Origin of the sequence: Brenneria sp. hezel4-2-4 (genome assembly GCF_013155275.1) — a bacterium.
In the GTDB taxonomy this organism is placed as follows: Bacteria; Pseudomonadota; Gammaproteobacteria; order Enterobacterales; family Enterobacteriaceae; genus Brenneria.
This window is the reverse complement of sequence record NZ_JABJXS010000002.1, coordinates 378397-395277: the sequence shown is the minus strand read 5'-3', so window position 1 is coordinate 395277 and position 16881 is coordinate 378397. Positions and strand designations below refer to the sequence as shown.

Here is a 16881-nt window from a genome sequence, read left to right as displayed (position 1 = left end):
GGGGTTCAGGTGGAAAGAAGCGTATTTTATGTCTCAGACGGTACGGCGATTACGGCAGAAGTGCTCGGCCATGCGGTGCTGTCACAATTTCCGGTGAATACCGTGAGTTATACTTTACCTTTCGTTGAAAGTGAAACTCGGGCCAAAGCCGTTCGTGAACAAATTAATCAGTCATACCGGCAGAGTGGTTTACGCCCGCTGGTATTTTATTCGATTGTTACTCCTACCGTGCGTGACATTATTATCAGCAGCGAGGGATTTTGTCAGGACATCGTGCAAGCGCTGGTCGCGCCGTTACAAAAAGAACTGAATATCGCCCCCACCCATGTGGCAAACCGAACTCATGGTCTGACCGCCAATAATCTGGGTAAATATGAGGCGCGCATCGCCGCCATCGACTATACGTTGGCGCATGACGACGGTATTTCATTGCGTAATCTCGATCAGGCCCAGGTCATTTTGCTCGGTGTATCACGCTGCGGTAAAACGCCGACCAGCCTTTATCTGGCGATGCAATTCGGTATTCGGGCCGCCAATTATCCTTTTATCGCCGATGATATGGATAATCTACGCCTGCCCGACGCGCTGAAACCTTTCCAGCACAAGCTGTTCGGCCTGACTATTGATGCTGAGCGGCTGGCGGCGATCCGTGAAGAGCGCAGGGGCAACAGCCGTTACGCGTCTCTGCGCCAGTGCCGTATGGAAATCAGCGAAGTCGAAGCCCTGTTTCGCAAACATCAGATTAAATACATCAATACCACCAATTATTCTGTAGAGGAAATTTCCGCCAAAATCATCGATATTCTTGGTATGAGTCGCCGTATGTATTAATACGGAAAATACAGTCGATATGACTTTAAATTTATTACGGCAAGGAGGCCGTTAAATAATAAACCTGCTAATAATGATTTTTATTTTTTAACATCAGTTTTAATTATTAATCTTATGACTACTTTGCCATCACGGAATTACAATAGTTATTGAGAATAAAAATTACATTTGCAATTATAAGTTGACCGTAACTGATTGCACTGTAAAACTTCCCCGCAGCCAATATTCGGCTAATTTCGATAGAAAATAATTCTATATCATAACTAATTATGAGTAATATATGACTATGGTTAAAAGACGTTTAAATATTAGTATCGCATTACTGGCGGGGTTAACTTTTTCTGGATTATGCAGTGCGCAGCCGCAGAATAATGCAGATGATGACTCGTCAGTCATCGCGATTAATGATGGCGTATCCGCTCGCCCGGCCTGGTGGAAAGAGGCCGTATTTTATCAGGTTTATCCACGCTCGTTTAAAGACAGCAATGGCGATGGTATCGGCGATCTTAAAGGGATTACCGAAAAGCTGGATTATTTAAAAGATCTTGGTATCAACGCTATCTGGATTAATCCCCATTACGACTCTCCCAATGTGGATAATGGTTACGATATTCGTGACTATCGCAAGATAATGAAAGAATACGGAAATATGGAGGATTTCGATCGCCTTATTTCTGAAATGAAAAAACGCGATATGCGCCTGATGATTGATGTTGTGGTCAATCACTCCAGCGCTGAGCACCATTGGTTCCAGGAAAGCAGAAAATCGAAAGATAATCCTTATCGTGACTATTATATCTGGCGCGACGGTAAGGACGGCAATCCGCCCAATAATTATCCCTCCTTTTTTGGCGGTTCCGCCTGGCAGAAAGATAACGCGACGAATCAATACTATCTGCATTACTTCGGTATTCAACAACCCGATCTGAACTGGGATAATCCCAAAGTGCGTGAAGATATCTACGACATGCTGCGCTTCTGGGTTAATAAAGGGGTGTCCGGTCTGCGGATGGATACCGTCGCCACGTTCTCGAAAAATCCGGCGTTTCCCGACCTCACTCCCGAGCAACGGGCAAACTTCGCCTACACCTACACTCAGGGGCCTAATCTTCACCGTTATATTCAGGAAATGCATCAGAAGGTGCTGGCAAAAAATGATCTGGTTTCCGCCGGCGAAATTTTCGGCGTGCCGATTGAAGAAGCCGCGCCGTTTATTGACCAGCGTCGTAAGGAACTCGATATGGCTTTTTCCTTCGATCTGATCCGTCTCGACCGCTCGGTTGAGGAAAGATGGCGGCACCATGACTGGACATTGTCTCAGTTCCGGCAGATAAACAATCGGCTGGTGGACATGGCCGGGGAATACGGCTGGAATACTTTCTTTCTCGGCAACCATGACAACCCGCGCGCCGTCTCACACTTTGGCGACGATCGTCCGCAGTGGCGCGCCCTTTCAGCCAAAGCGCTGGCGACGTTGGTATTAACCCAGCGCGCTACTCCGTTTATCTTTCAGGGGGAGGAATTGGCGATGACCAACTATCCTTTCCAAAATATCGACGAGTTTGATGATATTGAAGTGAAAGGCTTCTGGCAGGACTTTGTTGAAACCGGGAAAGCGAAGCCGGATGAGTTTCTGGAGAATGTGAAACAGACCAGCCGCGATAATAGCCGTACGCCGTTCCAGTGGAGCAATAGCAAGAATGCCGGCTTCACCGATGGCACGCCGTGGTTCCGCATTAACCCCAACTACAAAGAGATTAACGCCGCCGATCAAGCCAAAGATCCGGATTCCGTGTATAACTTCTATCGTCAGTTGATTGCCATCAGACATGCGACCCCGGCACTGACCTATGGCGCTTTTCAGGATCTCGATCCCGCCAATAATGATGTCTATGCCTACACCCGCATTCTTAACGGCGACAAATATCTGATCGTGGTGAATTTCAAGGAGCAGCCGATCGACTATGCGCTGCCCGCGGAGTTGTCGATCAAAAAAGCCGTAGTGGAGAGCGGCATGAAAGCCGCCGTGCAGCCAAATGCAACCAAACTTGAACTGCAACCGTGGCAGGCGGGCATTTACCAGCTTAATTAATCCGCCATCCTGACGGTATTAAGCTTAAATCCCGAACCGGCTAGCCCCTGATGGGTTAGCCGGCTTGCGTTTGCGGCCAAGCCGTCGTTTCCCTCGCCTCACAGGGCAAGTTTGTTGCGCTGCATATAAAAGTTCACCTGATAGTTATTCACGTTACAAAGCATGATGGAAAAATCAAGGTAAGCCCCTTCGACGGATTGCGTTAATGAGGTCATTTGCAATAGCGGCGAACCATCCTTTACGCGCAACAGCCTGGCAGCGGACGCATCCGCCAGCACCGGGGAAAAGGTTTCATAACAGCCGGCAATCACGATGTGCTTTTCATCTTCGATGTAAGCGAATTTAGAGCCTTGTAAATGTTTAATCGATAACTCTGGGAAGGGCTTCACCGGCAGGTAGCTGTCTTCAACCATCAGCGGTTTTTCATCAATAAAACGCACCCGCCGGGAAAAATAGATTTTCTCATCGACCCGCAAACGCAGTTGACTGGCGATGGAAGGCGGCGCCGGGATAATGCGAAAATCCACCACTTCATTCTGGGCGGTACGCCCGATGCGTCGCATATGCTCGGCAAAACTGTTCAACGCCCGGCTCTCATGCTGGAAGTCTTTTTGCTGGATATACGTACCGCTGCCATGACGGCGCTGCAATAAACCGTCCTTTACCAGGATCTCAATGGCCTTACGGATCGTCATCCGTGAAACACTGAACTGCGCCGCCAGCGTCTTTTCCGCCGGAATGGCGTCTCCCGCGCTAAACTCAACTGAATTTATCCGCGAACGGAGCTGTTCCGCGATAGATTTGTAGATCACTTTTAGACCTCTATTCCGCCTGTTTGGCCTTTATGCTGCCCGTATCCATTTCTAAATCACTATTTTTATCATAGCGTTAGATTGAAACCTTTTCTTCTGCACCCTTTCCCGCCGCCAGAGATCTGCAACAAAGCAAAAAAGCAGACCACTCAGGCTATCACCAATTCATGACCCGGCTCACAAATCTCTGGTTAATTTGCGACTCGCCGATGCGAATATTCATATTCTCAACGCACAGGAAACGAATTCCTATTTACAGAAAAAAATAATATCACCCTATGTAAATTACAATGAAGGACAATACCATGCTAAGTCAAATCCAACGATTTGGTGGAGCGATGTTTACTCCTGTTTTATTATTCCCCTTCGCCGGTATTATCGTCGGCATTGCCATTGTGTTGAGCAATCCGATGTTTGTCGGCGAATTAGCCAACCCGGACAGTCTATTTTTTCAGATCGTTAATGTTATTGAAGAAGGCGGATGGACGATATTTCGTAATATGCCGCTGATATTCGCCGTCAGCCTGCCCATCGGCCTTGCCGATCGGGCGCCGGCCAGAGCCTGCCTGGCCTCGCTAGTATCTTACCTCACATTTAATTATCTGATTCAGGCGATGGCGACGCAATGGGGAGGCTATTTTAATGTTGATTTCAGCGTTGAGGTCGGCGGCGTCAGCGGATTAACCACGATTGCCGGAATAAAAACGCTGGACACCAGTATTATTGGCGCTATTGCTATTTCCGGTCTGATAACGGCGATTCATAATCGTTTTTACGAGAAAATATTACCGGTTTATCTCGGTATATTTCAGGGAACGGCTTATGTAACGATGATTAGCTTCCTTATTATGATCCCAGCCGCTTGGTTAACCCTGCTTATTTGGCCGAAAATTCAAATGGGAATTTCGTCATTGCAAGACTTAATGCTGGCGTCTGGCGCGTTAGGGGTCTGGGTATATACCTTTTTAGAACGCATTCTGATCCCGACCGGCCTGCACCATTTTATCTACGGACCGTTTATCTTCGGCCCGGCGGCGGTGGAGAACGGGATTCAGATCAGCTGGATTGAGCATATCCAGGCCTTCAGCCAATCCACGCTTCCGTTGAAAGAGCTGTTTCCCGTGGGAGGATTCGCCCTGCACGGAAATTCAAAAATATTCGGCGCTATCGGTATCGCCGCTGCCATCTATTCGACCGCCAGCGCGGAGAATAAGTCCAAGATCGCCGGCCTGCTTATTCCAGCCGCGTTAACCTCGGCGTTGGTGGGGATCTCCGAACCGCTGGAGTTTACCTTTCTATTTATCGCCCCATTCCTGTTTGCCATTCACGCCATTCTGGCCGCGACCATGGCTACGATAATGTACATGATGGGCATCGTCGGCAATATGGGGGGCGGACTGATTGAAATCGTCACCCAAAACTGGCTGCCGATGTTTCATCACCATGCGATGAACATGGTGCTCCAGATCGGCATCGGCGTCGCGTTTTCATTCCTCTATTTTCTCATCTTCCGCAGCGTGATTTTGCGTTTCAACATCAAAACGCCGGGCCGCGAAGACAGCGAAGTCAAACTTTACTACAAAGCGGATCTACGTAATAAGCAGGCCAATCAAGCGGTTGTTCAACTTCAACAAGCGCAGGCTTACCTGGATGCGCTGGGCGGAACGGCCAATATCGTCACCCTGGCCAATTGCGCCACACGCTTACGCATCACCCTTGCCGATCCCGCGCTGATGCAGCCTGATGAGGTATTCCGCCAGCTCGGCGCGCACGGCGTCGTGCGTAACAGTAACGCTATTCAAATTATCGTCGGCCTGTCGGTTCCGCAGGTTCGCGATCGTCTGGAAAATCTGATGCAACATTCACGTCTTACGGAGGTTCACTCATGAAAAAATTCTCAATCGTTATCGCCGGCGGCGGCAGCACCTTTACCCCGGGTATCGTCCTTATGCTGCTACAGAATCAGGATCGCTTTCCTATCGGCAGCTTGAAATTTTATGACAATGACGGCGCAAGACAGGAAACCATCGCCGAAGCCTGCAAGATCCTGCTCAAGGAGCAAGCGCCGGATATCGCGTTCAGCTACACCACCGATCCGCAAGAAGCTTTTAGCGATGTGGATTTCGTAATGGCGCATATTCGCGTCGGGAAATACCCCATGCGCGAGCTGGATGAAAAAATCCCGTTGCGTCACGGCGTGGTCGGTCAGGAAACCTGCGGCCCGGGCGGGATTGCCTACGGTATGCGCTCCATCGGCGGCGTGCTGGAACTGGTGGATTATATGGAAAAATATTCGCCGCAGGCCTGGATGCTCAACTATTCAAACCCGGCGGCGATTGTGGCGGAAGCGACGCGAAAACTGCGCCCGCAGGCCAAGATCCTCAATATCTGCGATATGCCGATCGGCATCGAGGGACGGATGGCGGAAATCATCGGTCTGAAATCGCGTAAGGAGATGAAAGTCCGTTACTACGGGCTGAACCACTTTGGCTGGTGGACTTCCATTCAGGATAAAGACGGCAACGAACTGCTGCCGAAAATACGCGAACACGTGGCGAAATATGGCTATATTCCGCAAACCAGCGACACCAACATTGAGCCGAGCTGGAATGATACCTTTGCCAAGGCGAAAGATGTTTGCGCCCTCGATCCGCAAACGCTGCCAAACACCTACCTGAAATACTATTTTTTCCCCGACTATGTGGTGGCGCATTCCAACCCCGAATATACCCGCGCCAATGAGGTGATGGCCGGTCGTGAAAAACATGTTTTCGGCGCCTGTAATGCGATTATCAACGCCCGTTCCGGCGCGGCGGGCGATCTTGAAATTGACGAACACGCCTCCTATATCGTCGATTTGGCCCGGGCCATCGCCTTTAATACCCAGGAAAGGATGCTGCTGATCGTGGAGAACAACGGGGCGATCAATAATTTTGATGACGATGCGATGGTGGAAATTCCCTGCCTGGTCGGCAGTAACGGGCCGGAACCGTTGCAGGTGGGCGCTATCCCCACCTTCCAGAAAGGCTTGATGAGCCAGCAGGTGGCGGTGGAAAAACTGGTGGTAGAGGCCTGGGAGGAACACTCTTATCAAAAACTGTGGCAGGCCATCAGCCTGTCGAAAACCGTACCGAGCGCCAGCGTAGCCAAGGCGATTCTGGATGACTTGATTGAGGCCAACCGCGACTACTGGCCGGAACTGAACTAATCACCCCGCCCCTCTCTGGTCACGGTCGATTGATCAGAGAGGGGCTTGCTTTTCACTACCGGCGCGTGCGCATCTCTCCCTAACTGGCCGGCCTTCCCCTCCGATCCAGTGGTTATCATTCATTCCCGGCGGATTAAGAAAACTTCACTTGATGTAACTTTTTTGTTACATGAAAATGATTCTCATTCATTTCCGGCTATGCTGTGATTAATACCAAAGATAAGGAAGTAAGAATGCAGACGTCGATTTACCAACAATACCTGCAAGCCAAGATTGCGCACCCACGTAAATATGCCCGCGATCTGGCGGCCCAGCTCGGCATCAGCGAGGCGGAATTAACTCACGCCCGCGTCGGGCACGATGCTCAGCGTCTACAGGGCGATGCCAAAGCCTGGCTCGGCGCGCTGGAGCAGGTGGGGAATACCAAATCGATTACGCGTAACCACTACGCCGTACATGAGCATGTCGGCTACTATCGAAATCAGCATCTTGACGGTCACGCCGGCCTGATCCTTAATCCGCGCGAGCTGGATCTGCGCCTGTTTCTGCACCAATGGGCGTCGGCTTTCGCGCTGCGGGAAGTCACGCCGCGCGGAGAGCGTCACAGCATTCAGTTTTTTGATCGCCAGGGCGACGCCATCCTTAAAGTCTATACGACCGACACAACCGATATGCCGGCCTGGCAGCAGTTCATCGAGAAATTTGTCAGCGCTGAAAATCCGGCGCTGGCAATTGACGTTCTTCCCGCCAATCCCGCCGCCACGCCATCGGCGGAGCCTAACCCGCAATTTGAAGCGGAATGGCGGGCGATGACCGATGTACACCAATTCTTCATTCTGCTAAAACGCTATAATCTGACCCGCCAACAGGCTTTTCGCGCCGTCAGCGACGACCTGGCTTATCAGGTTGATAACGGCGCATTATCACAGATCCTGTTCGCCGCCAGAGAAGAGCAGAATGAAATCATGGTATTTGTTGGCAACCGTGGCTGCGTGCAGATTTTTACCGGTAAAATCGAACGCGTGGAACGCATGGAGCAGCATGCCGAATGGATCAACATTTTCAATCAGGATTTCACGCTGCATTTGATTGAAAATTCGATTGCCGAGAGCTGGATTACCCGCAAACCGACCGCCGACGGCATCGTGACCAGTCTGGAATTATACGCCGCGGACGGTACGCAGATTGCGCAGTTATTTGGGCAGCGTACCGAAGGCACGCCTGAACAACAGCAGTGGCGCGAGCAGATCGGCGCGCTGAAACCGCTTAAGGATCTTGCCGCATGAAAAACTGGTTAATACCGTTATTGATGGCGCTGCCGTTCAGCGTTTCAGCCGAGGAACGCATTGTGTCCATTGGCGGCGATGTGACGGAAATCATCTATGCGCTCGGCGCCGAAAAAGATCTGGTCGCCAGAGACAGCACCAGCCTGCATCCTGACGCCGCCACGGCGTTACCCGACGTTGGCTACATGCGTCAGCTCAACGCCGAAGGCATCCTGGCCATGAAACCCTCACTGGTCATTGCCAGCGAACTGGCCCAACCGTCTCTGGTATTAAAGCAGGTGGCGGACAGCGGAACCAAAGTGATTCACGTTCCGGCCAAACCAGCGGTGGAAACGGTGCCGCAAAAAATCAGCGTGATTTCCCAGGCCCTGCATAAAGAGGCCGAAGGCAAGAAGCTGACCGAGGCTTATCAACAACAAATCGCCAACGTCGCCCAAACGCCTCTGCCGGTTAAGGCGCTCTTTGTTCTCAGCCACGGCGGCATGACCGCCATGGCCGCCGGACAGAATACCCCTGCCGATACCATCATCCGGCGCGTTGGGTTAACCAACGCCATGCAGGGCATCGAACGTTATCAGCCCTTGTCGCAGGAAGGCGTGGTAGCCAGCGCGCCGGATTTGGTGCTGATCTCCAGCCAGGGGTTAAAAAGCTTGGGCGGCGAAGAACAGATATGGAAATTACCAGGCCTGGCGCTGACGCCGGCAGGTAAAGCGCGTCGGCTGCTGGTCGTTGACGACATGGCCATGCTCGGCTTTACGCTGGAGACGCCGGCGCTGATGGCGACGCTGCGCCAGGTCGCAGAAAAAATACAATGACGCAACGGTTCAATCCCCGCTATTTACTGGCGGGTTTGCTGGCGCTGATGCTGATACTGGTGGTGTGCGCGGCGAATATGGGCGCGCTCGCCCTGTCTTTCAAGACACTGTGGCAGACGCCGCTTGACGACCCGCTATGGCATATCTGGCTGAATATTCGTCTTCCCCGGGTGTTGCTGGCCGTGTTGGTCGGCGGCGCGTTAGCCTGTTCAGGCGCCATCATGCAGGGATTATTCCGCAATCCGCTGGCCGATCCCGGTCTGCTGGGGATCAGCGGCGGCGCGGCGCTTGCCGTGGCGTTGAGCATTATTCTGCCGCTCAGCCTTCCGCCGCTGTTGGCGCTTTACAGCCCGATGTTCGCGGCTTTTGCCGGCAGCCTGACGATTACCGCCATCATTTTCATCCTTAGCCGCAGCGAACAAGGCGGATTGACCCGGCTGTTGCTGGCGGGGATTGCGCTTAACGCTCTGTGCGGCGCGGCGGTCGGCGTGCTGACTTATATCAGTAACGACCAGCAACTGCGCCAACTTTCGCTGTGGGGCATGGGAAGTTTGGGACAGGCGCAGTGGCCGATGCTGTTGGTAGCGGCCACGCTGGCGCTTCCCGCCATCGTGATAACCCTGTTTCATACCCGCCGCTTAAACCTGCTACAGCTGGGCGATGAAGAAGCGCATTATCTTGGGGTTAACGTTAAACGAACCAAGTACACGCTGTTGCTATTAAGCTCGCTGCTGGTGGGCGTCGCCGTCGCAGTCAGCGGCGTTATCGGCTTTATCGGGCTGGTTATTCCGCATCTGATACGCTTGCATCTGGGCGCCGATCACCGCTGGCTTATTCCCGGTTCGATACTCGGCGGCGCCTGCCTGCTGGTGGCGGCGGATACGCTGGCCCGCACGGTGTTATCGCCGGCGGAAATGCCCGTCGGGCTGTTAACCAGCCTGATTGGCGGGCCTTACTTCTTATGGCTGATCGTGCAGCATAAAGGACGCGGCAATGAATAACCTCGTTCCGGATAACGCGCTGGTGGCGCGTAATCTCCATTTCCACACCGCCGGACGATGCCTGACTGACGATATTTCGCTGGAAATCAACTGCGGTGAGATCGTGGCCATTATCGGGCCGAATGGCGCAGGTAAATCCACGCTGCTGCGCTTATTGACCGGCTATCTGACGCCCGATCGGGGCGAATGCCGGTTAGCCGGTAAGCCATTTGCACAGTGGAACCCTACCGCGCTGGCGAAAACCCGTGCGGTGATGCGCCAGCACAGCGGCATGGCCTTCGCATTCAGCGTACAGGAGGTGGTCGCTATGGGGCGTTCACCCTATAGCCGCGATCGGCGGAATGATGAGGTCATCCGCCGGGTAATGGAGCAAACCGGCTGCTTAACGTTAGCCAATCGCGATTACCGCCAGCTCTCCGGCGGCGAACAGCAGCGCGTGCAGCTGGCGCGGGTACTGGCTCAGCTCTGGCACCCGCAGCCGACGCCGGGCTGGCTGTTTCTGGATGAACCGACGTCGGCGTTGGATCTCTATCATCAGCAACACCTGCTGCGGCTGTTGAAGCAGTTGACCCAACAGCAGCCGCTGGCGGTATGCTGCGTACTGCACGATCTCAATCTCGCCGCCCTCTATGCCGATCGGATTTTACTGCTGCACGACGGCAAACTGGTGGCGCAAGGCACGCCGGCTCAGGTACTGCAAGCAGAGATCCTGACCCGCTGGTATCAGGCCGACCTGAACGTCAGCCCGCACCCCGAATACCCGATCCCACAGGTTTACCTGCGCCAGTAGCCGGATTCAACTGGAACAGGATATCTCAAGATGTTTGCCCCACTCTGGCGGTAATGCCGCCAGGTCGTCCATCTCAGGACGATCCTCATAGGGTTGACACAGCGCCTGGTGTAATCGGGTCAGCACGCTGATATCATCTTTTTCCGCCTGCGCAATCGCGTTCTGCGCCAGATAGTTGCGCAGAATAAACCTCGGGTTGGCCGCTTTCATTCGCCGCTGGCGTTCGGCGTCGCCCCGCTCTTCCTGCATCAGCCGCTGGCGATAACCGCTAAACCAGTGGTCGAAAGCGGGACGATCGATAAACTCATCGCGCAACGGCGACTGCGCGCTGTGCTGCTCGCTCTGCGCCAACAGGCGAAAAGTACGGGTATAGTCGCTTCGTTCCTGCTGCATCAGGCGCAGTAACCCCTGAAGAATAGCGTTATCCGTCTCCTGTGCGCTGAACAGCCCGAGTTTCGCGCGCATCAGTTCGCCATATTTCTGCATCAGCGCCGGCTCATAACGGGCCAACGCCGTTTCCAGCTCGTCGGCGCTCATCAGCCCCGACAGCGACTGCGCCAGGCGATGCAGATTCCATAAACCAACCGCGGGTTGATTATCGAAAGCATAGCGTCCCTGATGGTCGGAGTGGTTGCAGATATAATCCGGCTGATAGTCATCCAAAAACCCGTAAGGGCCATAATCGATGGTCAAACCGAGAATCGACATATTATCGGTATTCATCACGCCATGGGCAAAACCGACCGCCTGCCACTGCGCCATCAGTCGTGCGGTGCGCTCCACCACGTCACCGAACCATAAGGCATACCGCTGGCCGTCATCCTGCCACTGCGGCCAGTGGCGGGCGATAACGAAATCCGCTAGTTGACGGACTTTTTCGCCTTCGCGACGATAATAGAAATGTTCAAAGTGGCCGAAGCGTATATGGCTCTCCGCCACCCGCAGCAGCATCGCCCCCGGTTCTTCCCGCTCGCGCTGTATGGTTTGATCGCTGGTGACAATGGTTAGGGCGCGTGTCGTCGGAATGCCCAGATGATGCATCGCTTCAGAAGCCAGAAACTCACGGATAACCGAGCGCAATACCGCACGGCCGTCTCCCATCCGGGAATACGGGGTCAGGCCGGCGCCTTTCAGGTGCCAGTCCATGCTGCGGCCGTCCGCCAGTTGCTGTTCACCCAGCAGAATGCCGCGTCCGTCGCCCAGTTGCCCGGCCCACATGCCAAACTGATGACCGCTGTAAACCTGCGCCAGCGGCGCCATGCCGGGCAATAATCGTTCGCCGCGCCAGACCGCTTCATGCTCGCGGGTAAACCACTCAGGCGATAGCCCGAGCTCATCCGCCAGTCCCGTACTGTGATACAGCAGACGCGCGCCCTGAAGCGGCGTAGGATGCAGTGCGGTATAAAACCCCGGCAGCTGTTGAAAATAGTGATTAACGAACGATAGTGTCTGCGGCATGTTCTCTCCCTTTACCGGAAAGTGTAGAGCGGTAAGCCGGGAATTAACACGGAGTAAGTCTGTGGTTATTATTTATCCAGCGCGCCGGCTGGCAAACTAAGCCGAATTGAAAAGAAATTCGCGAACGAAAAAAAGGGCTTATGAGAAAAAATCAGCCTGCGTTTTTAGTTCATCAAAGTGAACCGCCGGCCAAAGATTTCCCTGCACCGCGTCGATATCCAGCAGTCTGGCCTTGTTGAGATACTCAGGCGTGTCGATACCTTTGGCGATAATTCTTACCCCTTGATAATGGTTTTTAATGACTCGCAATAACGGTTCCATGATCAAGGTATTCGCCGATCGGGATAATAAATGCCCGACAAAGTTCGGATCCATTTTCACCGTATTAAGCAGCCCATCATGCAGCGGTTGCAGATTAATTTTCCCCGAACCAAAATTATCCAGCCACAGATCAAACCATTCACTCAGTTTTAAAAGGCGGGCATCTCTTTTACCCCGAGATAAATTCGGGAATAGCTCATTAATTTCTAACTGAATGAACGGCATGGTTTTAATCTCGTCGCACACGCTTTTCGAACCTACCAGGAAATCGGCTATTTCATGGTCAACCTTTAGCACCAGCAACGTGTTGTTCTGCGTAAACCAGTCGGCGCTGTTTTTTATAAAACCGAGTTGTTCTTTAACAAAATCATGTTTTTGCGATTTTTTCAGCATATTAATCAGAATATCTGGCGGTATACTCAGGTTCCCCGACAGGCTATTAAATCGGCTGATCATTTCTACCGCCAATAGCCTGCCTTCCAGGCTATACATAGGCCAGAAAACATAATCATTTACATAATCCACTTCCAGACGAATACGCATAAAGCCGTTATAGCCTATAAAAATACTCTCTAATTTATAGACTAAAAAATGCATCTTTCACACCGAGGGAAGATTTCAAACTAAAGTTTCTGTTTGTTAACGGCGCCGGTTCGCCGGCCACGCTTCCATTTGCCGCCCTTCACCACCGCTGATAGGCATCACGCCTGCCCTGAAATCGACGCTCTGATTAATAAAATAGATGAACGGCGAAAAAGTCATACTTGACGTTATCAAGAAGATAGTTGGACTTATATTTTATCAACTTGCATTTTTTCATTAAGCCTATTTTTTTATTATTTTGTATCTACTTTTCGTTGGATATGCGCCCTGAAGTGAAAAAATAATCCACTTATCAATAGCCGTTGTCGTGATGTTTATAATTGGAAAATACTGTGATTGCCCTGATAAAAAATAGAATAGCAATATATTCCTGTATCACTGCGCCACCATGCCAACGAGCTAAATAATAAAAACCATCAGATACGCCGCGCTTGCCAGTATGCCCGCTTCCAATAGACATTTTCCAGTGACGATCGAATAACGCCCTGGCTGGTGGAGGCATGGATAAACTGATCGTCTTTATCATAGATGCCGACATGCAGCCCGTTGCCGCCGCTGCCGGTTTTGAAAAACACCAGATCGCCGGGCAACAGGTTGTCGCGATCCACCCGTTCACCCAATTCGGTTTGATCCTCGGTGGTACGCGGCAACTGCAAGCCGAACCGATCGCGGAACGTCAAATAAACAAAACCGGAACAGTCAATACCGTTTCGATCTAATCCGCCGTAGCGATAAGGGGTGCGATACCATTGACTAAGCTGATCGTGAAGCTCCGCCACCACCATGATCGAATCACTCAGGCGCGCATTGGGCGGCGGGTTGTTGTGGCTGCTGCATCCCGCCATGATCAGGCTTGCCAATACCAGCCAGAGTCGTAAACGTATCATGCTTGTTACCTGAGAAATCTGCCGGATCGCGCCTGCGCTCGGCAGAGGTTATCTATCAGAATGATATTTCTGTTTAATTTAGCGTTGAAAGGGCATAACTGGCAAGTAAAGCCGGTTTCTGCTGATTTTCGCTCAGGCGCGACCCGCAATCACCCAGAAGCGGCCATCCACCATAAGGCGCTGGAAATCGACGCCAAACACCGGCGACAGCGTTTCCGGCGTCATTACCTCAGTGGCGTCGCCCTGCGCGACCAGTCGTCCGGCGGACATCAGCCAGATGCTGTCGGCATGGTGCAAACTGTGGTTTAGATCGTGGGCGCAGACAATCACGCTTAGCCCCGCCTGACGCAGCATATGCAGCAGTTCGTCCAACGCGGCCTGCTGCGCGACATCCAGACTGTTGGCGGGTTCATCCAGCAGCAGCAGCCGTCCGTTAGGATTCGCCGCCGGCCAAATCTGCAATAGCGCGGCGACCAGCCTGACGCGCTGCCACTCGCCGCCGGAAAGCCGGGTTAACGAACGCGTCAGTTTATCCGTCAGCATCAGGCGGGCGGCCAGAAAACCCACCGCCTCATCGACAACCGCCTCATCGGCCGTGGGAGGCTGGTGCAAACGCAAATATTGAAACACCGGCATCATCGATGACGGAGGCTGTTGCTGGGCGAGATAGGCCCGCCGCAGCGCCAGATCCGGCGCGGACCAGTCCGACAGCGGCTTACCGCACAGATAAACGCTCCCCTCGCCGGCCAGCATGCCCGCGACTCGGGCAAGCAAGGTGCTTTTCCCCGCGCCGTTCGGGCCAATAATATGCAGCAGTTGACCCGCGCGGCACTCGACATCAACCGGAGACAGGCGGGAGGAAACGCCGGCCTGCCTCAGTTGCAGCAAGGGCGTGGATTGCGCAGCCAATTACTTTGCCAGCGCCGCTTCAATGGCATCGGTAATCGTCGCGTCGTCGGGGGCCAGATCCGGGGCAAAACGCTGAATTACGCTGCCATCGCGGGCGATCAGGAATTTTTCAAAGTTCCAGAGGATATCTTCCGGATTCGCCGGCTTGCGGCCTTTATTGACTAAGCGAGCGTAAAACCCGCTCAGCAACGAGTTGGTCGCTTTAGGCTGTTCGCGGATCAATAGCTGGTACAGCGGATGTCGTTCGGCGCCGTTAACGTCGATTTTGCTGAACATCGGGAACTGAACGCCAAATGTCGTCCGGCAAAACGCCTGAATTTCTTCATCGCTACCCGGCTCCTGTCCGGCAAATTCATTCGATGGAAACCCCAGCACGACAAATCCCTGGTCACGATAGGTTTCGTAGATTTTCTCCAATGCGTCGTATTGCTTGGTCAAGCCGCACTTTGAAGCCACATTGACAATTAACGCCACCTTGCCCTGATAGGATTCAAGCGTCGTCTGTTGTCCGTCAATGGTTTTCAGTGGAATGGCGTAGATTTCATTACTCATCGTCTTAATCCTTTTTATTCTGTCAGATAGGGGCCGTCGGCCATTGCTGGCTGTGCGGTGAGCTAAATCCTGTTACGTAACAACAACCAGATAAACCATGGCGCTCCCAGCGTAGCGGTAACGACGCCAATCGGCAACTCGGCGGAAACCAGCGCCACCCGCGCCACGGTGTCGGCCAGCATAAGAATCGAACCGCCGGCCAGCGCGCAGCCGGTTAATAAATAACGCTGATCGGTTAACCCGCACAGCCGCAACATATGCGGAATAATTAATCCGACGAACCCAATCACCCCCGCCAGCGCCACGCTCACGCCGACCAGCGCGCCGATAACCAGCACCAGCACGTTGCGCCAATAGTAAACCGACACCCCCAGTTGGCGCGCCTGTATCTCATCCAGCGCCAGCCCGTTCAGCACAGTCCCCCGACGGCTCAGCCATAGGATCAAGGGCAGCAGCGTCAGCATCAGCCAGCCCTGCCGCCAGTCGATCCCGCTGAACCCGCCCATCATCCAGTACATTAGCTGCCGCAAATCCAGACTGGTGCTGAAGTAGACCGCCCAGGTCATCATCGCGCTACAGATAATTCCCAGCGAAACGCCAATCAGCAGCAGACGGGCATTGGATACTTGTCTACGGGCAAAACGCAGCAGCAGAAAGGTGATCAGCAGCGCACCGGCGATAGCGCTGAGGCTTAATACCCATATCGGCAGCATACCTTGTCCCAGCAGGACGGTAAGCACCAGCGCCACCCCCGCGCCGTTGGCGACGCCCAGTAATCCCGGCTCCGCCAGCGGGTTATCGAATATCGCCTGCATCACCGCGCCGGACATCGCCAGACTCGCGCCCACCAGCATCACGGCCAACGTTCTGGGCAAGCGCAACTGCCAGATAAAGATGCGCTGTGCGTCATCCAGCCAGTATAACGGCCAAATCCAGCGGTCGCCGGCGCACAGGCCGATCGTCAGCGTAAATAATGTCAGAAGAAACAGCAGGATTAATCGCCGACGATCATCAGTGCGCTGCTGTCGTTTTAACTGGGTATACCCCGGATTCAATGGCTGCATAGTCCATCCGCGACAAAGGAAAAGCGCCTGTCCCGACAGACGCCTGCGCTATGGTAACCGATTTTATCCGTCGCTTTCGCATTGGATTGTCATTCCCTGATTATCCGGATATCGACTACGCTTAATCCTATGAGAATAGCTCTCATTCATTTCGGTTGGTGGTGATCCACGGCAGGCTTCAGTGAGGGTATGGCGATGTTGACGAGTTTGCGGAATTTTGTCCAGCGGGTGGGCTCTCCCCGAGATATCCCC

General features: G+C 53.1%; 15 protein-coding genes. 8 read left to right on the top strand and 7 right to left on the bottom strand.

The window, feature by feature from the left end; all coding sequences use genetic code 11:
* Nucleotides 1–9: 9 nt before the first annotated feature.
* The gene (locus HOY33_RS05805) at nucleotides 10–831 is read left to right on the top strand and encodes a pyruvate, water dikinase regulatory protein (RefSeq protein ID WP_172289256.1); all 822 of its coding nucleotides are present in this window, start codon (nucleotides 10–12) and stop codon (nucleotides 829–831) included.
* Between the two features lie 280 nt (nucleotides 832–1111).
* Nucleotides 1112–2923: an alpha-glucosidase gene (locus HOY33_RS05800; protein WP_371734379.1), complete on the top strand. Its 1812-nt coding sequence runs from the start codon at nucleotides 1112–1114 to the stop codon at nucleotides 2921–2923.
* 98 nt (nucleotides 2924–3021) lie between these two features.
* On the opposite strand, the gene HOY33_RS05795 is transcribed toward HOY33_RS05800, so the two are convergent.
* On the bottom strand, nucleotides 3022–3735 hold the full coding sequence (locus HOY33_RS05795; protein ID WP_172289255.1) for a GntR family transcriptional regulator: 714 nt from the start codon (nucleotides 3733–3735) through the stop codon (nucleotides 3022–3024).
* A 305-nt stretch (nucleotides 3736–4040) separates the two neighbouring features.
* Here HOY33_RS05795 and HOY33_RS05790 point away from each other — a divergent pair, with 305 nt between their 5' ends.
* From HOY33_RS05790 to HOY33_RS05765, 6 genes are all read left to right on the top strand, one after another.
* A complete protein-coding gene (locus tag HOY33_RS05790) occupies nucleotides 4041–5624 on the top strand; it encodes an alpha-glucoside-specific PTS transporter subunit IIBC (protein WP_172289254.1) in 1584 nt (527 codons plus the stop codon).
* The gene (locus HOY33_RS05785) at nucleotides 5621–6943 is read left to right on the top strand and encodes a 6-phospho-alpha-glucosidase (RefSeq protein WP_172289253.1); all 1323 of its coding nucleotides are present in this window, start codon (nucleotides 5621–5623) and stop codon (nucleotides 6941–6943) included. Before HOY33_RS05790 ends, HOY33_RS05785 begins: the two co-directional genes overlap by 4 nt.
* Before the next feature lie 233 nt (nucleotides 6944–7176).
* Nucleotides 7177–8229, top strand: a complete 1053-nt coding sequence (locus tag HOY33_RS05780; protein ID WP_172289252.1) for a hemin-degrading factor — start codon at nucleotides 7177–7179, stop codon at nucleotides 8227–8229.
* Nucleotides 8226–9044 (top strand): hemin ABC transporter substrate-binding protein, encoded by an 819-nt coding sequence (locus HOY33_RS05775; protein WP_172289251.1) that lies wholly within the window; start codon nucleotides 8226–8228, stop codon nucleotides 9042–9044. Before HOY33_RS05780 ends, HOY33_RS05775 begins: the two co-directional genes overlap by 4 nt.
* Nucleotides 9041–10045, top strand: coding sequence for an iron ABC transporter permease (locus HOY33_RS05770; protein ID WP_172289250.1), 1005 nt, complete (start codon nucleotides 9041–9043; stop codon nucleotides 10043–10045). The genes HOY33_RS05775 and HOY33_RS05770 overlap by 4 nt, the downstream gene beginning before the upstream one ends.
* Nucleotides 10038–10835 (top strand): heme ABC transporter ATP-binding protein, encoded by a 798-nt coding sequence (locus HOY33_RS05765; protein ID WP_172289249.1) that lies wholly within the window; start codon nucleotides 10038–10040, stop codon nucleotides 10833–10835. Before HOY33_RS05770 ends, HOY33_RS05765 begins: the two co-directional genes overlap by 8 nt.
* Nucleotides 10836–10841: 6 nt before the next feature.
* On the opposite strand, the gene HOY33_RS05760 is transcribed toward HOY33_RS05765, so the two are convergent.
* The 6 genes from HOY33_RS05760 to btuC form a co-directional block, all read right to left on the bottom strand.
* Nucleotides 10842–12293: a YdiU family protein gene (locus HOY33_RS05760; RefSeq protein ID WP_172289248.1), complete on the bottom strand. Its 1452-nt coding sequence runs from the start codon at nucleotides 12291–12293 to the stop codon at nucleotides 10842–10844.
* Between the two features lie 138 nt (nucleotides 12294–12431).
* Nucleotides 12432–13211 (bottom strand): EAL domain-containing protein, encoded by a 780-nt coding sequence (locus HOY33_RS05755; protein ID WP_330527462.1) that lies wholly within the window; start codon nucleotides 13209–13211, stop codon nucleotides 12432–12434.
* A gap of 422 nt (nucleotides 13212–13633) precedes the next feature.
* Nucleotides 13634–14104 carry a C40 family peptidase gene (locus HOY33_RS05750; RefSeq protein ID WP_172289247.1) on the bottom strand — a complete coding sequence of 157 codons (471 nt, stop codon included), beginning with the start codon at nucleotides 14102–14104 and terminating at the stop codon, nucleotides 13634–13636.
* Between the two features lie 132 nt (nucleotides 14105–14236).
* Complete coding sequence (btuD, locus tag HOY33_RS05745) at nucleotides 14237–14992, bottom strand: vitamin B12 ABC transporter ATP-binding protein BtuD (protein ID WP_172289462.1); 756 nt, start codon at nucleotides 14990–14992, stop codon at nucleotides 14237–14239.
* A gap of 21 nt (nucleotides 14993–15013) precedes the next feature.
* Nucleotides 15014–15565: a glutathione peroxidase gene (locus HOY33_RS05740; protein WP_172289246.1), complete on the bottom strand. Its 552-nt coding sequence runs from the start codon at nucleotides 15563–15565 to the stop codon at nucleotides 15014–15016.
* Between the two features lie 62 nt (nucleotides 15566–15627).
* Entirely contained in the window at nucleotides 15628–16629 is a 1002-nt protein-coding gene (gene btuC, locus HOY33_RS05735) for a vitamin B12 ABC transporter permease BtuC (protein ID WP_172289245.1), read from the bottom strand.
* Nucleotides 16630–16881 lie beyond the last annotated feature (252 nt).

Excerpts from the sequence above, each read along its gene's own strand:
- btuC (WP_172289245.1), bottom strand. The coding sequence starts at position 16,629 with ATGCAGCCATTGAATCCGGGGTATACCCAGTTAAAACGACAGCAGCGC.
- HOY33_RS05780 (WP_172289252.1), top strand. The coding sequence starts at position 7,177 with ATGCAGACGTCGATTTACCAACAATACCTGCAAGCCAAGATTGCGCAC.
- HOY33_RS05775 (WP_172289251.1), top strand. The coding sequence starts at position 8,226 with ATGAAAAACTGGTTAATACCGTTATTGATGGCGCTGCCGTTCAGCGTT.
- HOY33_RS05765 (WP_172289249.1), top strand. The coding sequence starts at position 10,038 with ATGAATAACCTCGTTCCGGATAACGCGCTGGTGGCGCGTAATCTCCAT.
- HOY33_RS05790 (WP_172289254.1), top strand. The coding sequence starts at position 4,041 with ATGCTAAGTCAAATCCAACGATTTGGTGGAGCGATGTTTACTCCTGTT.
- HOY33_RS05740 (WP_172289246.1), bottom strand. The coding sequence starts at position 15,565 with ATGAGTAATGAAATCTACGCCATTCCACTGAAAACCATTGACGGACAA.
- HOY33_RS05760 (WP_172289248.1), bottom strand. The coding sequence starts at position 12,293 with ATGCCGCAGACACTATCGTTCGTTAATCACTATTTTCAACAGCTGCCG.
- HOY33_RS05750 (WP_172289247.1), bottom strand. The coding sequence starts at position 14,104 with ATGATACGTTTACGACTCTGGCTGGTATTGGCAAGCCTGATCATGGCG.
- HOY33_RS05755 (WP_330527462.1), bottom strand. The coding sequence starts at position 13,211 with ATGCATTTTTTAGTCTATAAATTAGAGAGTATTTTTATAGGCTATAAC.
- HOY33_RS05800 (WP_371734379.1), top strand. The coding sequence starts at position 1,112 with ATGACTATGGTTAAAAGACGTTTAAATATTAGTATCGCATTACTGGCG.
- HOY33_RS05785 (WP_172289253.1), top strand. The coding sequence starts at position 5,621 with ATGAAAAAATTCTCAATCGTTATCGCCGGCGGCGGCAGCACCTTTACC.
- HOY33_RS05770 (WP_172289250.1), top strand. The coding sequence starts at position 9,041 with ATGACGCAACGGTTCAATCCCCGCTATTTACTGGCGGGTTTGCTGGCG.